Origin of the sequence: Neorhizobium vignae, from assembly GCF_000732195.1 — a bacterium.
Taxonomy (GTDB): Bacteria; Pseudomonadota; Alphaproteobacteria; order Rhizobiales; family Rhizobiaceae; genus Neorhizobium; species Neorhizobium vignae.
The window spans coordinates 30292-47511 of record NZ_JNNU01000018.1 but is presented as its reverse complement, the minus strand read 5'-3'; the positions used below and the strand labels follow the sequence as shown (position 1 = coordinate 47511).

Genomic DNA, 17220 nt, shown 5'->3' with positions numbered 1-17220 from the left:
GGAGAGAGGGCCGCAGCAAGATGTCGAGAGCGGGAAGACTTACTTCGCTATGCCGGCGAGCGTCGCGCTGGTGTCTTCCGTCATGTTGGCGACATAGGAGAGGTTCGCCTTGCCGGCCCAGTGAACCTTCTGCCAGTAGAGCGGGATGAGCGGCACGTCGGAGAACACCATCTTGGTGGCCTTCTGCAGCAGTTCGACACGCTTCTTGACGTCGAATTCGGCGGTGGCGGCACGCATCGCGTCGTCGAAGGCCGGGTTCGAGTATTTCGTCCGGTTGAAGGAGCCGGTGCCTGCATCCTTGTTGGCCGTCATCAGCAGGTTGCGAAGACCCGTGGCGGAGGTCGGCGTGGAGTTGCCGAGCGAGAAGATGAAGGCGGAGAATTCGCCGGCCCCGGCGCCCTTGGTGTAGACGTTATAGGGCTGTGCGACGACGCCGTTCACCTTCAGTCCGCCGCGCGCGAACATCTGGCCGAGCGCCTGCGCCACTTCCGCATCGCCCGGAAAGCGGTCGTTGGAGGTGTGGATGGTGATGCCGAAACCGTCCTTGTAGCCGGCTTCCGCAAGCAGCTTCTTGGCGTTCTCGGCGTTCATGGCGGGCGCCGCGATCGTCGGATCGTTGCCGGCAACGCCGTTCGGAACCAGCTGGCCTGCAGCTTCCGCCGAACCGTCGAGAATACGGTCGATGATCAGCTGGCGGTTGACCAGCTCGGAGAGCGCCTGGCGGACCTTGACGTCCTTCAGCGGGTTCTTGTCGAGCGGCTTGCCGTCCTTGTCGGTGATGAAGGGCGTCTTGTCGCGGGCGCTGTCGAGCGCGAGGTAGATCATCCGGGCCGAGGCGATCGAGAAGAGCTTGAGACCGGAGATCCCCTGGAGGGTCTTCACATCGCCTGGCGGCACGGCGTCGATCAGGTCGACGGAGCCGGAGCGAAGGGCCGCGACGCGCGAGGCGTCGTTCGAGATGAACTTGATCGTGACGTTGTCGAAATCCTGTTTCTTGCCCCAGAAGGCATCGTTGCGGGTGAGTTGCAGGTTGTCGCCCGGCGTCCAGGACTTGAACTTGTAGGCGCCGGTGCCGATAGCTGCCTTGCCGCTGTTGAAGTCCTCGATCGAGGCGCCTTCCGCGACCTTCTTCTCGACGATGTAGACGAAGCCGACCTGTTCGATGAAATCGGGCGTCGGCTTCTTGGTCTTGATTTCGATGGTCAGCTTGTCGATCGCCTTCATGCTGTCGATCGCAGCCACGTTGCCGGAGAAAGGCGCCGGGCTGTTGGGGATATCCTTGGCGCGAGTGAGCGAGAAGATCACGTCCTCGGCCGTCAGCGGGTTGCCGTCATGGAATTTGACGCCGTCGCGCAGTTTGATCTGCCAGGTCAGCGGATCGACATTTGTCCAGGAGACGGCAAGCGCCGGCTCGATATTGATTGCCGGGTCGGTCTGCACCAGGCGGTCGAAGACCTGCATGGCAATGTTCTGGTTGTTGCCGGTGCGCGAGAATTGCGGATCGATCGCCGACGGCTCGGTGGCGCTGCCGAGTATCAGGTCGGCGGCCTGAGCCGAGCCCAGGGCGATGACCGAGGCCGCAACCCCGGCCAGGAGAAATTTCATCGGTTTCATTATGTCTGTTCCCTTCCTTTTTAGATGGCCGGTTCGGCCGTCGCGTTTGTTGCTGCCTGATGGGCGGCAAGATCGTTCAGGTGGCAGGCGCTGACATGGCCTGCCGCATTTTCCTTCAGGACCGGCCGTTCCACGCGGCAGCGGTCGAAAGCCTTGGGACAGCGGGGATGGAAATGGCATCCCGCCGGCGGATGGAGCGGCGAAGGGATCTCGCCCTTGATCGGCGTGAACACTCGGCGGCGATCGGTAACCGACGGCAGTTCGCGGATCAGCGCCTGGGTATAGGGATGTTTCGGATTGCCGAAGAGCTCGTCAGGCGTGGCGCTTTCCACCACGCGGCCGAGATACATGACCACCACCCGATCGCAGATGTGCTTCACGACACCGAGATCGTGGCTGATGAACAGATAGGTCAGTCCGAATTCTTGTCTCAGGTCCATGAACAGGTTGAGGATCTGCGCCTGGATCGACACGTCGAGCGCCGCGACGGATTCGTCGCAGACAAGCAGCTTCGGCTTTACCGCGAGCGCCCGCGCAATGCCGATACGCTGCCGCTGCCCGCCGGAGAACTGGTGAGGGTAGCGGTCCAGATAGGACGGATCGAGGCCGACACGCGTCACCAGCGCGGCCACATAATCCCGCATCTCCCGGCCCTTGACGATGCCGTGCACCTTGGGCGCCTCGCCGATCAGGTCGAGGACCCGCTTGCGCGGATTGAGCGTCGACATCGGGTCCTGAAAGATCATCTGGGCGGAAAGCCGCATGGCGCGTTTGTCGTCGCCCTGCAGCGAGGTCAGCGGCCGGCCCTTCCAGCGTACCTCGCCGCCGCTCGCGGGCATGATGCCGGCCATCACCCGGCCGAGCGTCGATTTCCCGCAGCCCGATTCGCCGACAAGGCCGACCACCTCGCCCGGATAGACCGCGAGATTGACTTCGTCGACCGCATGTACGGTCTTTTCCTCAAGGCCCGCCCCGAAGAGGTTGGCGATCTTTTCCGCATAGTCGAGCTTGCGGGAAAACCGCCGGCTGACGTCTACGGCTTCCACGAGCGGGGTCGTCATGCGGCGCTCCAGAGGTGAGGGTGGAAACAGCGGAACTCGCGGCCGGCGGCGATTTCCAGCATCGGTTCGGTGGCGCAGACATCGGTGGCCCGGGCGCAGCGGTCGCGGAAGGCACAGCCGGAAGGGCGCGATAGCGGCGAGGGCGCGAAACCGGGGATCGGCCGGAGCGGTTCGCCGCGCGGTACCGCCGCAGGCACGGCGCTGAGCAGGCCGGACGTATAGGGATGGCGCGGCGCGGTGAGCACCCCATCGACCTGCCCCGCCTCGACGATCCGGCCCGCATACATGACCATGATCCGGTCCGCGAGTGCGGCGACGACGCCGAGGTCGTGGCTGATCCAGATCAGCGCCATACCGAATTCGGCAGCCAGCCGCTTGATCTCGAACAGGATCTGCGACTGGATCGTCACGTCGAGCGCCGTCGTCGGTTCGTCGGCGATGATCAGGTCCGGCCGGTGCAGAAGGGCAATCGCGATCGCCACACGCTGACGCATGCCGCCGGAGAACTGGTGCGGATAGGAATCCAGCCGCTCCTCCGGCGAAGGAATGCCGACAAGGCCGAGCGCATCGCGCGACCGGGCGCGGGCTTCTGCGCGCGAAACCCGGTCATGCGCCTGCACGGTCTCGATCATCTGGGTGGCAACCGAGAGAACCGGGTTCAGCGTCATCATCGGATCCTGGAAGATCATCGCGATGCGCTTGCCACGGATGGCCCGCATGGCCGTCGGCGATTTCGTCAGCAGGTCTTCGCCGTTGAACAGGATCTGGCCGCCGACCACCCGGCCGGGCGGATCGACGAGGCCGAGGATCGAGAACCCGGTGATCGACTTGCCGGAGCCGGATTCGCCGACCAGGCCCACGATCTCCCGCGGGCCGACCGTGAAGCTCACGTCGTCGACGGCCCTCAGCACGCCGCGGCGGGTCATGAAATGGGTGGAAAGGTTCTTGACTTCGAGGACGGGTGTCATCGCGCTCACCTTTCACCAAGTCGGGGATTGAGGACTTCGCGCAGGCGGTCGCCGACGATGTTGATCGAGAAGACCAGGACGAGCAGAAGTACGCCCGGATAGACGCTGATCCAGTATTCGCCGGACATCAGCAGCTGGTAGCCGTTGGCGATCAGCAGCCCAAGCGACGGTTCGGTGATCGGCAGGCCGATGCCGAGGAAGGAAAGCGTCGCCTCCGCCGAAATGGCGTTCGCCACCTGCAGCATGCCGATGACGATCAGCGGCGGCAGACAGTTCGGCAGGATGTGGCCGATCAGGATCCGCGGCGTGCCGATGCCGAGCGTCACCGCGGCCTCGACATAATCCTTGTTCTTCTCGACAAGCGCCGCGCTCCTGACGGCGCGGGCAAATGTCGCCCACTGCACCAGGATCAGCGCGAAGATCACCTTCCAAAGCCCCTGACCCAGAAGCGCCAGCAGCATCAGCGCCACGAGAATGGTCGGAAAGCCGAGCATGAGGTCGACGACCCGCATGATCAGCGTGTCGATACGCCCGCCGAAATAGGCGGCGATCAGGCCAAGCACCGTGCCGACCAGAAGCGCGACGATGCCGGAAAACACGCCGACGCCGAGGCTGGTGCGCAGGCCGTAAATCATCGCCGAAAACATGTCGCGGCCCTGGCCGTCGGTGCCGAGCCAGTAGTTCATGCCGTCCATGCTCTGCGAGCCGGGCGGCAGCTTGGAATCGAGGATGTCCAGCACCGCGAGATCGAACGGGTTCTGGGGCGTCAGATAGGGTCCGATGACCGCGGCAAACAGCAGGATGATGCAGACGACGGCGGCAACGACCGCCTTGGGACTGCGGCCGATGCCGGTTACCAGGCGGCCGAGCAGCATGTCTTCGGCGAAAAGAGCGCGTGCGGTCATTGGGCGCCTCCAAGCCGGACGCGAGGATCGACCAGCGAATAGAGCACGTCGACGACGAAGTTGATGAAGATGAACAGGCTGACGATGACCAGCAGGTAGGCGACCACGACAGGCCGGTCGAGCCGCATGATGCTGTCGATCAGCAGCTTGCCGATCCCCGGCCAGGCGAAGATCGTTTCGGTGACGACCGCGAAGGCGAGCATGCTGCCGAGTTCCAGGCCGATCACGGTGATCAGCGGGATCAGGATGTTCTTGAACACATGGACGAAAACGATGCGGCGCTCGGAAATGCCCTTGGCGCGCGCGAATTTCACGAAATCGAGCGGCATCGTCTCGCGCACGCCGGTGCGGGTCAGGCGGATCACCAGCGAAAGCTTGAACAGCGACAGGTTGATCGCCGGCAGGATCAGGTGAGTGAGGCCGTCGAGCGTGAACAGGCTGGAACGGATACCCAGAAACTCGCCCATCTGGCCGCGGCCGGTGGACGGCAGCCAGCCGAGCCAGACGGAAAAGATCATGATCAGCATCATGCCCTGCCAGAAGCTCGGCAGCGAGAAGCCCAGGATCGAGCCGGTCATGATCACTTCGTCGGTGGCACTGTTCGGCTTCAGGCCGGACACGAGGCCGAGCGGGATGCCGAGCACCAGTGCAAAGACGAGGCCGGTCAGCGTCAGCTCCAGCGTCGCCGGCAGGCGTTCGAAGATGAGCGCGATGGACGGACGGTTGAAAACGAAGGAGCGGCCGAGGTCGCCGTGGAGGGCGTTCCAGGCGAAAGTGAAGAACTGTTCCCAGAGGGGTTTGTCGAGCCCGAGCGAGGCGACGACCTGCGCACGTTCCGCCGGACTTGCATCGGGCGAGATCAGCATTTCAGCCGGATCGCCGATCGCATAGATACCGATGAAGACGATGACCGCGGTCACGCACAGGACGGCGATGCTCTGCAGGAAGCGGCGGATGACGAAAACCGTCATAGCGTGCGCTCCTGCTTACCCTTCGTCCCGCAGGGACAGAGAATTCTCATGAAGACGTTCCCTTTTTTCTAGTTGTTGAGGCCGACGATAGCGGGCCGGGCGGGATGCGCAATATTATGCGCGGAACGCATGGTCCTATGCGTTTTGTGCGCGGAACCCTGTTCGATGTCTGTGCTTGTGTTCGCCGCCGCCTTCCGTAGGATCGCGGCATGAATTTCAAGCAGCTCGAAATCTTCAAGACGATCATGGATACCGGCTCCACCATAGCGGCGGCGGCCCAGCTCGGCCTGTCGCAGTCGGCGATCAGCCGCCAGCTCGCATCACTGGAAGAAGAGATCGGTCGCGAGCTTTTCCTGCGCGACAAAGGCCGCCTCATTCCCCGGCCGGAAGCGCATCTCCTGGTCGACGAGGTGGATGACGTCGCCCAGAGTGTCGCCCGGCTGCGCGTCAAGATCGGCGACGTCCGTTCGGGTGCCTTCGGCGAGGCGCTGATCCGCGTCGCCTTCCCGCACAGCCTGGCGACCACTATGCTGCCGCCGATCCTCGCCCGCTTCAAAGCTGATCATCCGCGCGTAACGGTGGAGATCCTGAGCGGTCCCTATGATGCGATCGAACGCATGGTGCGCGGCCGCGTCGCCGATCTCGGTTTCGTCCGCCTGCCGCCGGAGGAGCATTCCTTCGACACCCGCCCGCTCTTCACCAGCGGCACCACCTGCGTCATGCCGGTCGGCCACCCGCTGGCCGCCAAGCAGGCCATCGACGTCAACGATCTTGCCTGCAACGACCTGATCCTGCTCGGCCGGCAGCGCGTCAACCGCAACGAACTGGAACACGAACTGCGCCGCATGGTGCCGAGCTACCGATGCAGCCTGGAAGTCCATTCGGTCGAAACCGCTTGCGCCTGCGCCGCCCAAGGGCTCGGAATCGCCATCGTGCCCTCGCTGATTGCCGAGTTCTTCCGCAGCGACGCGATCGCCATGCGGCCTTTCCTGCCCGACAAGGTCTCCGAATACGGGATCATCTCCATGCCCGGCGCGCCCTTATCCTGGACGGCCGAGGCGTTCATCAACATCATCAAGGCGGATTCGGTCGAAACCACGCTCTAGGCGCGGTCATAGGGTTTCTGGCCGTTTTGCATTTTCCGGCCCGGGCTCTTATCAATTCGTATAGATGCGCGTTCCGCGGTTTCCCGCAGGCCCGCGAGACGCTAAGTAATGCCCAAGAAAGACCGGGAGCAAACATGCGAGCAGTTCTGGGTGAGGTCGAAAAACGCCGGGCGGAGGCGCGGCTCGGCGGTGGGGAGAAGCGTATCGAGGCGCAGCATGCCAAGGGCAAGCTGACGGCCCGCGAGCGCATCGAGGTCCTGCTGGACGAGGGCTCCTTCGAGGAGTTCGACATGTACGTCACCCACCGCGCGGTGGATTTCGGCATGGCCGAGCAGAAGGTCGCGGGCGACGGCGTCGTCACCGGCTGGGGTACCATCAACGGCCGCCAGGTCTATGTCTTCTCTCAGGATTTTACCGTCCTCGGCGGTTCGCTGTCGGAAACGCATGCTCAAAAAATCTGCAAGATCATGGATATGGCGGTGCGGGTCGGCGCGCCGGTGATCGGGTTGAACGATTCGGGCGGCGCCCGCATCCAGGAAGGCGTTTCCTCGCTTGCGGGCTACGCCGAAGTCTTTCGCCGCAATGCCGAGGCGTCCGGCGTCGTACCGCAGATTTCCGTCATCATGGGACCCTGCGCCGGCGGCGCGGTCTATTCGCCGGCCATGACCGACTTCATCTTCATGGTGCGCGATTCATCGTACATGTTCGTCACCGGCCCCGACGTGGTGAAGACCGTCACCAACGAGATCGTCACGGCGGAAGAACTCGGCGGCGCCGGCACTCACACGAAAAAATCCTCGGTCGCCGATGCCGCTTTCGAGAACGACATCGAGGCACTCGAAGCCGTCCGCCAGCTCTTCGACTTCCTGCCCTTGAACAACCGCGAGAAGCCGCCGGTCCGTCCCTTCCACGACGATCCGGCCCGCATCGAAAACCGTCTCGACAGCCTGATCCCGGACAGCGCCGCAAAACCCTACGACATGAAGGAACTGATTCTCGCGATCGCCGACGAGGGCGATTTCTTCGAGATCCAGGAGGCCTATGCCAGGAACATCATCACCGGCTTCATCCGGCTGGAAGGTGAGACCGTCGGCGTCGTCGCCAACCAGCCGATGGTGCTGGCCGGCTGCCTCGATATCGACAGTTCCCGCAAGGCGGCCCGCTTCGTGCGTTTCTGCGACGCTTTCTCGATCCCGATCCTGACCCTGGTGGATGTCCCGGGTTTCCTTCCGGGCGTGGCCCAGGAATATGGCGGCGTCATCAAGCACGGTGCAAAACTGCTGTTCGCCTATTCCGAAGCGACCGTCCCCATGGTCACGCTGATCACGCGAAAAGCCTATGGCGGCGCCTATGACGTCATGGCCTCGAAACATATCGGCGCCGATTTCAATTATGCCTGGCCGACCGCCGAAATTGCCGTCATGGGTGCGAAGGGAGCGACCGAGATCCTCTACCGCTCGGAACTCGGCGACCCGGAAAAGATCGCGGCGCGGACGAAGGAATACGAGGAGCGTTTCGCCAATCCGTTCGTCGCGGCGGAACGCGGTTTCATCGACGAGGTGATCATGCCGCATTCGTCGCGCCGCCGCATCGCGCGCGCCTTCGCCTCGCTGCGCAACAAGCAGGTGACGACGCACTGGAAGAAACACGACACGATCCCGCTGTGACGAGCGGAAATTCGGCTGGCCGCTCTCTATATAGGTGTCGCCCCGCTAAAACCCTCGGGCGCCACCTGAATGGAAGGAAGATTTCATGACCGACAAATCCCCCGCCGAGAATTTTCCAGCGGGCTACGAGCTCCCGAAGATCTGGACCTGGGAACAGGGAAATGGCGGACAGTTCGCCAATATCAACCGGCCGATCGCCGGTCCGACTCATGAGAGGGAGCTGCCGGTCGGCAAGCATCCCCTGCAGCTCTATTCGCTGGCGACGCCGAACGGCGTGAAGATCGGCATCATGCTCGAGGAATTGCTGGCCGCCGGCCACAAGGGCGCCGAATACGACGCCTGGCTCATCAAGATCGGCGACGGCGACCAGTTCGGTTCCGGTTTCGTCGATGTCAATCCGAATTCGAAGATCCCGGCCCTGCTGGACCGTTCCACGCCCGAGCCGACCCGCGTTTTCGAAAGCGGCTCGATCCTTCTCTACCTCGCAAACAAGTTCGACGACGCGTTCCTGCCCAAGGACCACAAGGCGCGCACCGAAACGATGAACTGGCTGTTCTGGCAGATGGCCTCTGCGCCCTATCTCGGCGGCGGCTTCGGTCATTTCTATGCCTATGCGCCGGTCTATATCAAATATGCCATCGACCGGTTCTCGATGGAGGTGAAGCGCCAGCTCGATGTCCTGGACCGGCATCTTGCCGAAAACCGGTACATGGCCGGCTCCGAATATTCGATCGCCGATATCGCCATCTGGCCCTGGTACGGCAATCTGGCGCAAGGCAAGGCTTATGGCGAGGCAGGCACCTTCCTCGACGTCCAGAGCTACAAGAACGTCCAGCGCTGGACGGCCGAGATCGCCGAACGGCCGGCCGTCAAGCGTGGCCGCATGGTCAACCGGGTGAACGGCGATCCGTCCGAACAGCTTCACGAACGCCACGACGCTTCCGACTTCGAGACGAAGACGCAGGACAAGCTCGCCAAGGCTTGAAGAACGACCGCAAGGAGACCAGCATGCCCAGACCGCCCGACATGACGAAACACAGGGGTTTCCCTTCCGGCATGCCGGGCCACGGGCATCATTTCACGATCCGGCGGGCAAACGAAAAAGGGGCGACGCCGCTGAAGCAGCTGCAGCGCCTCGCCCGCTCGGGCACGATCGAACACAAGGTGGATGCCGCCTTCCTGCACGCGCTGTGGCACCATTTCGGCCCGGAACCGTTCGAGCGGGGCAATCTCGATGCCGGCCGGCTCAACCTTCTGTTCGGTCGCGAGGTCGTTCCGGCCGAGGACGATTTCGACCCGACCTCCTACGACGCGCTTCTCAGGATCGACGAGAAGGTCGCGCGCAGAACGTTCCCCGAATCCTTCGAAGACGTCATGGAGGTCTGATGCCGGCGCTCAATAAAATTCTTATCGCCAATCGCGGCGAGATCGCCTGCCGGGTCATCAGGACGGCCCGCAAGATGGGCATAAAGACGGTGGCGGTCTATTCCGACGCGGATGCGGAAGCGCTGCATGTGCGCATGGCAGACGAGGCGGTTCACATCGGCCCGGCACCGTCTTCCCAGTCCTATATCGTCATCGACAAGATTCTCGATGCGATCAGAAAGACCGGCGCCGATGCGGTGCATCCGGGTTACGGCTTCCTTTCGGAAAACGCGGCCTTCGCTCAAGCCCTCGAGAAGGAAGGCGTTGCCTTCATAGGCCCGCCGGTGAAAGCCATCCAGGCGATGGGCGACAAGATCACCTCCAAGAAGATCGCCGCCGAGGCCGGCGTCTCCACGGTGCCCGGCCATATGGGCCTGATCGAGGATGCCGAGGAAGCGGTAAAAATCTCCGGCTCGATCGGTTATCCTGTGATGATCAAGGCGTCGGCCGGCGGTGGCGGCAAGGGCATGCGGATTGCCTGGAACGATGCCGAGGCGCGCGAAGGTTTCCAGTCCTCCCGCAACGAGGCGAAGAACTCGTTCGGCGACGACCGAATCTTCATCGAAAAGTTCGTCGACCAGCCGCGCCATATCGAAATCCAGGTGCTTGGCGACCAGCACGGCACCACGCTCTATCTCGGCGAGCGCGAATGCTCGATCCAGCGCCGCAACCAGAAGGTCATCGAGGAGGCTCCGTCGCCGTTCCTCGACGCGGAAACCCGGCGGGCCATGGGCGAACAGGCCGTGGCGCTGGCAAAGGCGGTCGGTTATTTCTCGGCCGGCACGGTCGAGTTCATCGTCGACGGCGCCAGAAATTTCTATTTCCTCGAAATGAACACCCGCCTGCAGGTGGAGCATCCGGTCACCGAACTCGTCACCGGCGTGGATCTCGTCGAGCAGATGATCCGCGTAGCGTCAGGCGAAAAACTGTCGTTCGGTCAGGACGACGTCAAGCTCGACGGCTGGGCGATCGAAAGCCGGCTATATGCCGAGGATCCCTACCGCAATTTCCTGCCGTCGATCGGCCGGCTGACCCGCTACCGTCCGCCGGCGGAAGGCCGGCAGGACGACGGCACCGTGGTCCGCAACGATACCGGCGTCTTCGAAGGCGGCGAGATCTCCATGTTTTACGACCCGATGATCGCCAAGCTGTGCACCTGGGCGCCTGATCGTCTGACGGCGATCGACGCGATGGGCAAGGCGCTCGACGATTTCGAGGTGGACGGCATCGGCCACAATCTGCCCTTCCTCTCGGCCGTCATGGATCACGGCCGCTTTCGCTCCGGAAGGATCACCACGGCCTTCATCGCCGAGGAATTCCCGGAAGGTTTTTCGGGCGTGCATCCCGACGAGGCGGCCGCGAGGAAGCTCGCCGCCATCGCGGTCCTGATCCATCAGGCCCTGCAGGAGCGGGCGGTACGGATTTCCGGCACGATCGGCAATCATCGCCGGGTGATTGGCAAGGACTGGGTGGTGACGCTCGCCGGCTTCGAGGAGGCCGTGGCGCTGGAAACCGGGCCTGACGGCGCCGGCGTCCGCTTTGCCGATGGAACGCAGCTGTCAGTCGCCAGCGGCTGGCTGCCGGGCCAGAGCCATGCCCGTTTCCACGTCGGAGGCGAGGTGATGGGGGTCAAGGTCAACCTCATGGGCTCCGCCGTGCGGTTGCGCTGGCGCGGCATGGACGTCACCGCCCGCGTCCGTTCGCCCCGCGTGGCCGAACTTGCCCGCCTGATGCCGAAAAAACTGCCGCCGGACACCTCGAAGATGCTGCTCTGCCCCATGCCCGGCGTCATCACTTCCGTTTCGGTGAAAGCCGGCGACGCCGTCGAAGCCGGCCAGACGCTCGCGACCGTCGAGGCGATGAAGATGGAAAACGTGCTGAAGGCCGAACGCAAGGGCACCGTCAAACGCGTCGCCGCCAGCCAAGGGCAAAGCCTGGCGGTCGATGAGTTGATCATGGAGTTCGAGTGATGTCTGAGAAGACCGTCAAGGATTGGGAAAAGCTTGCGGAGAAGGAGCTGAAGGCTTCGCCGGAAACGCTAGTCTGGCACACACCCGAAGGCATCGATATCAAGCCGCTCTATACGGCGGAAGACCTGGCCGGCATCGAACACCTTGATAGCCTGCCCGGCATGAAACCCTTCGTGCGCGGACCCCGCGCCACGATGTATGCCGGCCGGCCCTGGACGATCCGCCAATATGCGGGCTTCTCGACAGCCGAAGCGTCGAATGCCTTTTACCGCCGCAATCTCGCTGGCGGCCAGAAGGGCCTGTCGGTCGCCTTCGACCTTGCCACCCATCGCGGCTACGACAGCGATCATCCGCGCGTCGAAGGCGATGTCGGCAAGGCGGGCGTGGCGATCGATTCGGTCGAGGATATGAAGATCCTGTTCGATGGCATTCCCTTGAAGGACATGTCGGTGTCGATGACCATGAACGGCGCGGTCATCCCGATCCTTGCCTCCTTCATCGTCGCCGGCGAGGAGCAGGGCTGTTCGCGGGCGGAACTCTCAGGGACCATCCAGAACGACATCCTCAAGGAGTTCATGGTCCGCAACACCTATATCTATCCGCCCGAGCCCTCGATGCGGATCGTCGCCGACATCATCGAATATACGGCCAAGGAAATGCCGAAGTTCAATTCGATCTCGATATCCGGCTATCATATGCAGGAGGCGGGCGCGACGCTCGTTCAGGAACTCGCCTTCACGCTCGCCGACGGCCGCGAATATGTGCGGGCAGCACTCGCCAAGGGCCTCAGCGTCGACGAGTTCGCCGGCCGGCTGTCCTTCTTCTTCGCGATCGGCATGAACTTCTTCATGGAGGCGGCCAAGCTGCGTGCCGCCCGCCTGCTCTGGTCGCGGATCATGGAGGAGTTCAAGCCCCAGAAGTCCTCGTCGCTGATGCTGCGCACCCATTGCCAGACCTCGGGCGTGTCGCTGCAGGAGCAGGACCCCTATAACAACGTCATCCGCACCGCCTATGAGGCGCTGTCGGCGGTGCTCGGCGGCACCCAGTCGCTGCACACCAATGCGCTCGACGAGGCGATGGCGCTGCCGACCGATTTCTCCGCCCGCATCGCCCGCAACACCCAGCTCATCCTCAACCACGAGACGGGCATCACCAAGGTCGTCGATCCGCTCGCCGGCTCCTACTACGTCGAAAGCCTGACCAACGAACTTGCGGAAAAGGCCTGGGCGCTGATCGAGGAAGTCGAGGCCATGGGCGGCATGACCAAGGCGGTCGCCGACGGCCTGCCGAAACGGTTGATCGAGGAAGCCGCCACCCGCCGCCAGGCGGCCGTCGACCGCGGCGAGGAAATCATCGTCGGCGTCAACAAATATCGGCTGGAGAACGAGGACGAGCTCGACATTCTCGCAATCGATAACACCGCCGTGCGCAACGGCCAGATCAAGCGGCTGGAAGAGGTGCGCCGCCAGCGCGATCCGAAGCGCGTGGCGTCGGCCCTCGCCGTCCTCGAGGAAGCCGCGGAAACGGGCGAGGGAAACCTGCTGGAAGTGGCGATCGAAGCCGCCCGTGCCCGCGCCACCGTTGGCGAAATCTCCGACGCGATGCGCCAGGCCTTCGGCGACCATTCGGCGGTGCCGGAGGTGGTGAGCGATATCTACGGACCCGCTTATGAGGACGATCCGGAATACAGGACGATCGTCTCGCGGCTTGGCGGCTACGCTCAAACGCTTGGCAGCAAGCCCAAGATCATGGTCGCCAAGCTCGGCCAGGACGGCCATGACCGCGGCGCCAAGGTGATCGCCTCGGCCTTCGGCGACATCGGCTTCGAGGTTCTCGCCGGCCCGCTGTTCCAGACGCCGGAGGAGGCCGCCGATCTCGCGGTCAAAGAAAAGGTCCAGGTGGTTGGCATGTCGTCGCTCGCCGCGGGCCACAGGACGCTTGCGCCCCAGCTCGTGGAAGCCCTGAAAGCAAGGGGCGCCGAAAACGTCATCGTCGTGGTCGGCGGCGTCGTGCCTCGGCAGGATTACGATTACCTGATGGACCACGGCGTCGCCGCCGTCTTCGGCCCCGGCACCAACGTCCTTGATGCCGCCAACTCCATCATCGACCTCCTGGAGGGCAAGCGCCGCAATATTTGACGGTCACTTCGCCGCCAGCATCGCCTTGGCGCTGTCCGCATCGGTGATCAGCACGTTCACAAGCCCGCTCTGCGCCACCGCCTGCAGAATCTTGTGCTTATGCGGCCCGCCTGATGCGACAATGCGGCAGCCGATCCGGCGAAAATCCTCCATCTCGGGCGCCAGAACCTGGCGGTTCAGCGGATGATCGATCTCCTTGCCCGCGGTATCGAGATAACGGCCCATCAGGTCGCCGACCGCGCCGGCTTTCCTGAGAATCTGCTCGGTCATGCCTTCGGGCAGGCCGTAACGCACCTGCAGCGATTGCTGCGACACGTCACCGACGCTGAGGTAGGCGACATCCACCTCGCAGATCTGCCTGAACGTCCTCTGGAACACCGCCTGCGAGATGATCGCATCGCGCGATTCCGGGCTCTCGGCATAGATCGGCGCCACGAAATAGCGGCACTGGGCGTTCAGCACCTGCGCGAAGCCGCGGACGATCTCGAACGTGTTGATCTCGGAACCCTGGGTAAGGCCGCCCATCATCGAGCGCACCTTGATCTGCGGCTCGTTGAGCGAGGGAATGTGCTGGATCGTCTCGCGCAGCGTCGATCCCCAGCCGACCCCGATCGATGCGGGTTTCTGCGTCTGGATCAGCCGTCCGAGAAAGCCGGCCGCCCCGCGCCCGAGCACCGAATGCAGCAGCACCGCATCGCCCGGTGTCGGGATGACGACCGCGTCCATAAGCCCGAAGCGCTTGCGCAGTCTGGTTTCCAGCTCGACGCTTTCCGCCAGCACGGAATCGAAACTGATCCGCACCACGCCCGATTCGAGCGCTTCCGACAGGATCTCGTTCACCCGCCGCCGGGTGATGTTCATCCGCTCCGAGATCTGCTGCTGGGTAAGCCCTTCCACGTGATAAAGCCACGCGGCCCGCACCATCAATTCACGCTGCTCCATATCCCACCATCAAAATCAAATGTCACATCGATGTAACATATGTAACGTAACCCATGCCTGTCATGGCTAACCCAGACTGATGGAGATGGCCAGAACCGAAACAGGAAGGGTCGTGTGAAAGACCCGAATATCGAGGGATCCGAAACATGGCTTCGACATATGTGAAATCGATCACCGGCCTTCTTACCGCCGGTGCGCTGCTGATGGGTGCGACAGGCGCTCACGCCGCCGACCGCGTCAAGATCGAATGGTGGTACGCGATCTCCGGCAAGCTCGGCGATACCGTCCAGCAGCTGATCTCAGATTTCAACAAGTCGCAGGACAAATACGAGATCGTCGGCACGTTCAAGGGCAATTATGAAGAGACCATGGCCGCCATGGTCGCCGCCTACCGCGTCAACCAGCAGCCGGCTATCCTTCAGTCGGCCGAGCGTGGTTTCATGACCATGCTGAATTCCGGCGCGATCATCCCGGTCGACCAGCTGATGACCAAGCAGGGCTACAAGACCGACTGGAACGACTTCATCAAGCCGGTCGCCGGCTTCTACATCGTCAACGGCAAGCCGGCCGCTCTGCCCTTCAATTCCTCGACGCCGATTCTCTGGTACAATGCAGATGCGTTCAAGGCCGCCGGCTTCGACGCGCCGTCTGACACCTGGCAGGGCCTCGAAAAGCAGCTTTATGCGCTGAAGGAAAAGAAGATCACCGATTGCTCGATGGCGCTGCCGGGCGATTTCCAGTGGAGCCTGATCGAGAACTATTCGGCGATCAACAATTACCCCTTCGCCACCAAGGCCAATGGTTATGCCGGCCTCGATACCGAGTTCGTCTACAACAAGACCGGAGTGGTCGGCCAGGTCGCCCGTCTCAAGAAGTGGGTCGACGATGGCGTGCTGAAGATCGCCGGCCAGGGCGTCGCACCGATCAGCCTCTTCACCTCGGGCACCTGCGCGACGATCATCAATTCCACCGCCAGCCATTCCGGCGTCGAAGCCGATGCCAAGTTCAAGTGGAGCGCTGCGGTCATGCCGCATGAAGAGGGCGCCGACGTCAGGAACGGCACCATCGGTGGTGCGTCGCTCTGGGCGGTCAAGGGCAAGTCGGAGGAGGTTCAGGCCGGCGTTGCTGCCTTCTTCAACTTCGTTGCCCAGCCGGCGACCCAGGAATGGTGGAGCAAGGCGACCGGCTATGTTCCGGTCACCAATGCCGCCTATCAGAAGATGAAGTCCGAGGGTTATTTCAAGGATCATCCGACCCGCGAGATCGCCATCGAACAGCTGTCGCGCGGCGAGCCGACTGACAATTCGCGCGGTTTCCGCTTCGGCAACCACAACCAGTCGACCGCCATCCTGATCGAGGAAATCCAGGCCGTCTGGACCGGCAAGAAGACGCCGCAGGAAGCGCTCGACTCATCCGTCAAGCGCGGCAACGAGATCCTGCGCCAGTACGAGAAGCTCCATGCCGGCAAATAATGCCATCATGACCAGCAGCGAGGGCGCGGCGGCGCGCCCCCGTTTATCCTTGCGGCGGAGCCTGGGCTCCCTGGTCAGGCCGTCAGAAGCAGGGCTCAAGGCCTCGCATTTCCGGCGGCCCTGGCTGGCCGCCGGCCTGCTTGCGCCGCAGCTTCTGATTCTGCTCTTCTTCTTTTTCATCCCCACCTGGAAGGCGCTGTCCCTCGCCTTCGTGCAGGTGGATCCGTTCGGCGGCACGATGATCTTCGTCGGCCTCGAGAATTTCACCACCCTGCTTTCGAGCCCGGAATATCGCGACAGCGCCGTCCTCACGCTGTGGTTCACGGTCGTGCAATGTATCGCCACGCTCGTCATCGCCGGGCTGCTGGCCTTCGCCACTGACAACGTTTTGCGCGGCAGGGCGATCTACAAGGGCGTCATCCTTCTGCCCTATGCGATCGCCCCGGCGATATCGGGCGTGCTCTGGGCTTTCCTCTTCAACCCGACAGTCGGCCCGTTCGCCCAGATGCTGCATGAGCTGGGCTTGGGCTGGGACCCGAACCGCCGGCCGTTCGACGCGCTGCTGCTGGTCTCGGTCGCGGCGATCTGGAAACATGTCTGTTACGACTACATCTTCCTCGTCGCGGCATTCCTCGCCGTGCCCGCCTCGGTGATGGAAGCCGCCGCGATCGACGGCGCCCGTCCCGTCCGCCGCTTCCTGACTGTGACGCTGCCCATGGCCGCGCCGACGATCTTCTTCCTGATCGTCATGAATTTCGTCTACGGCCTGTTCGAGACCTTCGGCATCATCGACACGGTGACCCGCGGCGGCCCGGCCGGCAGCACCAATACGCTGGTCTACAAGGTCTATCAGGACGGCTTCCGCCAGCTCGACCTCGGCTCGTCCGCCGCCCAGTCGGTGATCCTGATGGCGATCGCCGTGCTCTTCACCTTCCTGCAGTTCCGCGCCGTCGAGCGCAAAGTCAATTATCAGGTGTGACC

General features: G+C 63.1%; 14 protein-coding genes. 8 read left to right on the top strand and 6 right to left on the bottom strand.

Annotated features, from left to right (window positions below; all coding sequences use genetic code 11):
- Positions 1-39: 39 nt before the first annotated feature.
- From GQ59_RS24995 to GQ59_RS24975, 5 genes are read right to left on the bottom strand one after another with little or no spacing between them, the layout of a single operon-like run.
- Positions 40-1614 (bottom strand): ABC transporter substrate-binding protein, encoded by a 1575-nt coding sequence (locus tag GQ59_RS24995; RefSeq protein ID WP_037086453.1) that lies wholly within the window; start codon positions 1612-1614, stop codon positions 40-42.
- 20 nt (positions 1615-1634) lie between these two features.
- On the bottom strand, positions 1635-2675 hold the full coding sequence (locus GQ59_RS24990) for an ABC transporter ATP-binding protein (RefSeq protein WP_037086451.1): 1041 nt from the start codon (positions 2673-2675) through the stop codon (positions 1635-1637).
- Positions 2672-3643 carry an ABC transporter ATP-binding protein gene (locus GQ59_RS24985; RefSeq protein ID WP_037086449.1) on the bottom strand — a complete coding sequence of 324 codons (972 nt, stop codon included), beginning with the start codon at positions 3641-3643 and terminating at the stop codon, positions 2672-2674. The genes GQ59_RS24990 and GQ59_RS24985 overlap by 4 nt, the downstream gene beginning before the upstream one ends.
- A gap of 5 nt (positions 3644-3648) precedes the next feature.
- A complete protein-coding gene (locus GQ59_RS24980) occupies positions 3649-4548 on the bottom strand; it encodes an ABC transporter permease (RefSeq protein ID WP_037086447.1) in 900 nt (299 codons plus the stop codon).
- Complete coding sequence (locus tag GQ59_RS24975; RefSeq protein WP_037086446.1) at positions 4545-5519, bottom strand: ABC transporter permease; 975 nt, start codon at positions 5517-5519, stop codon at positions 4545-4547. The genes GQ59_RS24980 and GQ59_RS24975 overlap by 4 nt, the downstream gene beginning before the upstream one ends.
- A 209-nt stretch (positions 5520-5728) precedes the next feature.
- On the opposite strand from GQ59_RS24975, the gene GQ59_RS24970 reads away from it, so the two are divergent.
- The 6 genes from GQ59_RS24970 (at position 5729) to scpA (ending at position 13825) form a co-directional block, all read left to right on the top strand.
- Positions 5729-6625 (top strand): LysR family transcriptional regulator, encoded by an 897-nt coding sequence (locus GQ59_RS24970; protein ID WP_037086444.1) that lies wholly within the window; start codon positions 5729-5731, stop codon positions 6623-6625.
- Positions 6626-6759: 134 nt separating this feature from the next.
- Positions 6760-8292 carry an acyl-CoA carboxylase subunit beta gene (locus GQ59_RS24965; protein ID WP_037086442.1) on the top strand — a complete coding sequence of 511 codons (1533 nt, stop codon included), beginning with the start codon at positions 6760-6762 and terminating at the stop codon, positions 8290-8292.
- 85 nt (positions 8293-8377) lie between these two features.
- Positions 8378-9277: a glutathione-dependent disulfide-bond oxidoreductase gene (gene yghU / locus GQ59_RS24960; protein ID WP_037086440.1), complete on the top strand. Its 900-nt coding sequence runs from the start codon at positions 8378-8380 to the stop codon at positions 9275-9277.
- 23 nt (positions 9278-9300) lie between these two features.
- Entirely contained in the window at positions 9301-9678 is a 378-nt protein-coding gene (locus GQ59_RS24955) for a hypothetical protein (RefSeq protein ID WP_037086541.1), read from the top strand.
- On the top strand, positions 9678-11687 hold the full coding sequence (locus tag GQ59_RS24950) for an acetyl-CoA carboxylase biotin carboxylase subunit (protein ID WP_037086438.1): 2010 nt from the start codon (positions 9678-9680) through the stop codon (positions 11685-11687). Before GQ59_RS24955 ends, GQ59_RS24950 begins: the two co-directional genes overlap by 1 nt.
- Complete coding sequence (gene scpA, locus GQ59_RS24945; RefSeq protein WP_037086436.1) at positions 11687-13825, top strand: methylmalonyl-CoA mutase; 2139 nt, start codon at positions 11687-11689, stop codon at positions 13823-13825. Before GQ59_RS24950 ends, scpA begins: the two co-directional genes overlap by 1 nt.
- A gap of 3 nt (positions 13826-13828) precedes the next feature.
- Here the strand turns inward: scpA and GQ59_RS24940 are convergent, their stop codons facing one another.
- Positions 13829-14767 carry a sugar-binding transcriptional regulator gene (locus tag GQ59_RS24940; protein WP_037086434.1) on the bottom strand — a complete coding sequence of 313 codons (939 nt, stop codon included), beginning with the start codon at positions 14765-14767 and terminating at the stop codon, positions 13829-13831.
- A 146-nt stretch (positions 14768-14913) separates the two neighbouring features.
- Between GQ59_RS24940 and GQ59_RS24935 the strand changes: the two genes are divergently transcribed.
- Together GQ59_RS24935 and GQ59_RS24930 are read left to right on the top strand one after the other, a co-directional pair.
- Positions 14914-16239 carry an extracellular solute-binding protein gene (locus GQ59_RS24935; protein ID WP_174459635.1) on the top strand — a complete coding sequence of 442 codons (1326 nt, stop codon included), beginning with the start codon at positions 14914-14916 and terminating at the stop codon, positions 16237-16239.
- Positions 16226-17218, top strand: coding sequence for an ABC transporter permease subunit (locus GQ59_RS24930; RefSeq protein ID WP_051904192.1), 993 nt, complete (start codon positions 16226-16228; stop codon positions 17216-17218). Before GQ59_RS24935 ends, GQ59_RS24930 begins: the two co-directional genes overlap by 14 nt.
- The last annotated feature ends 2 nt before the right edge of the window (positions 17219-17220 follow it).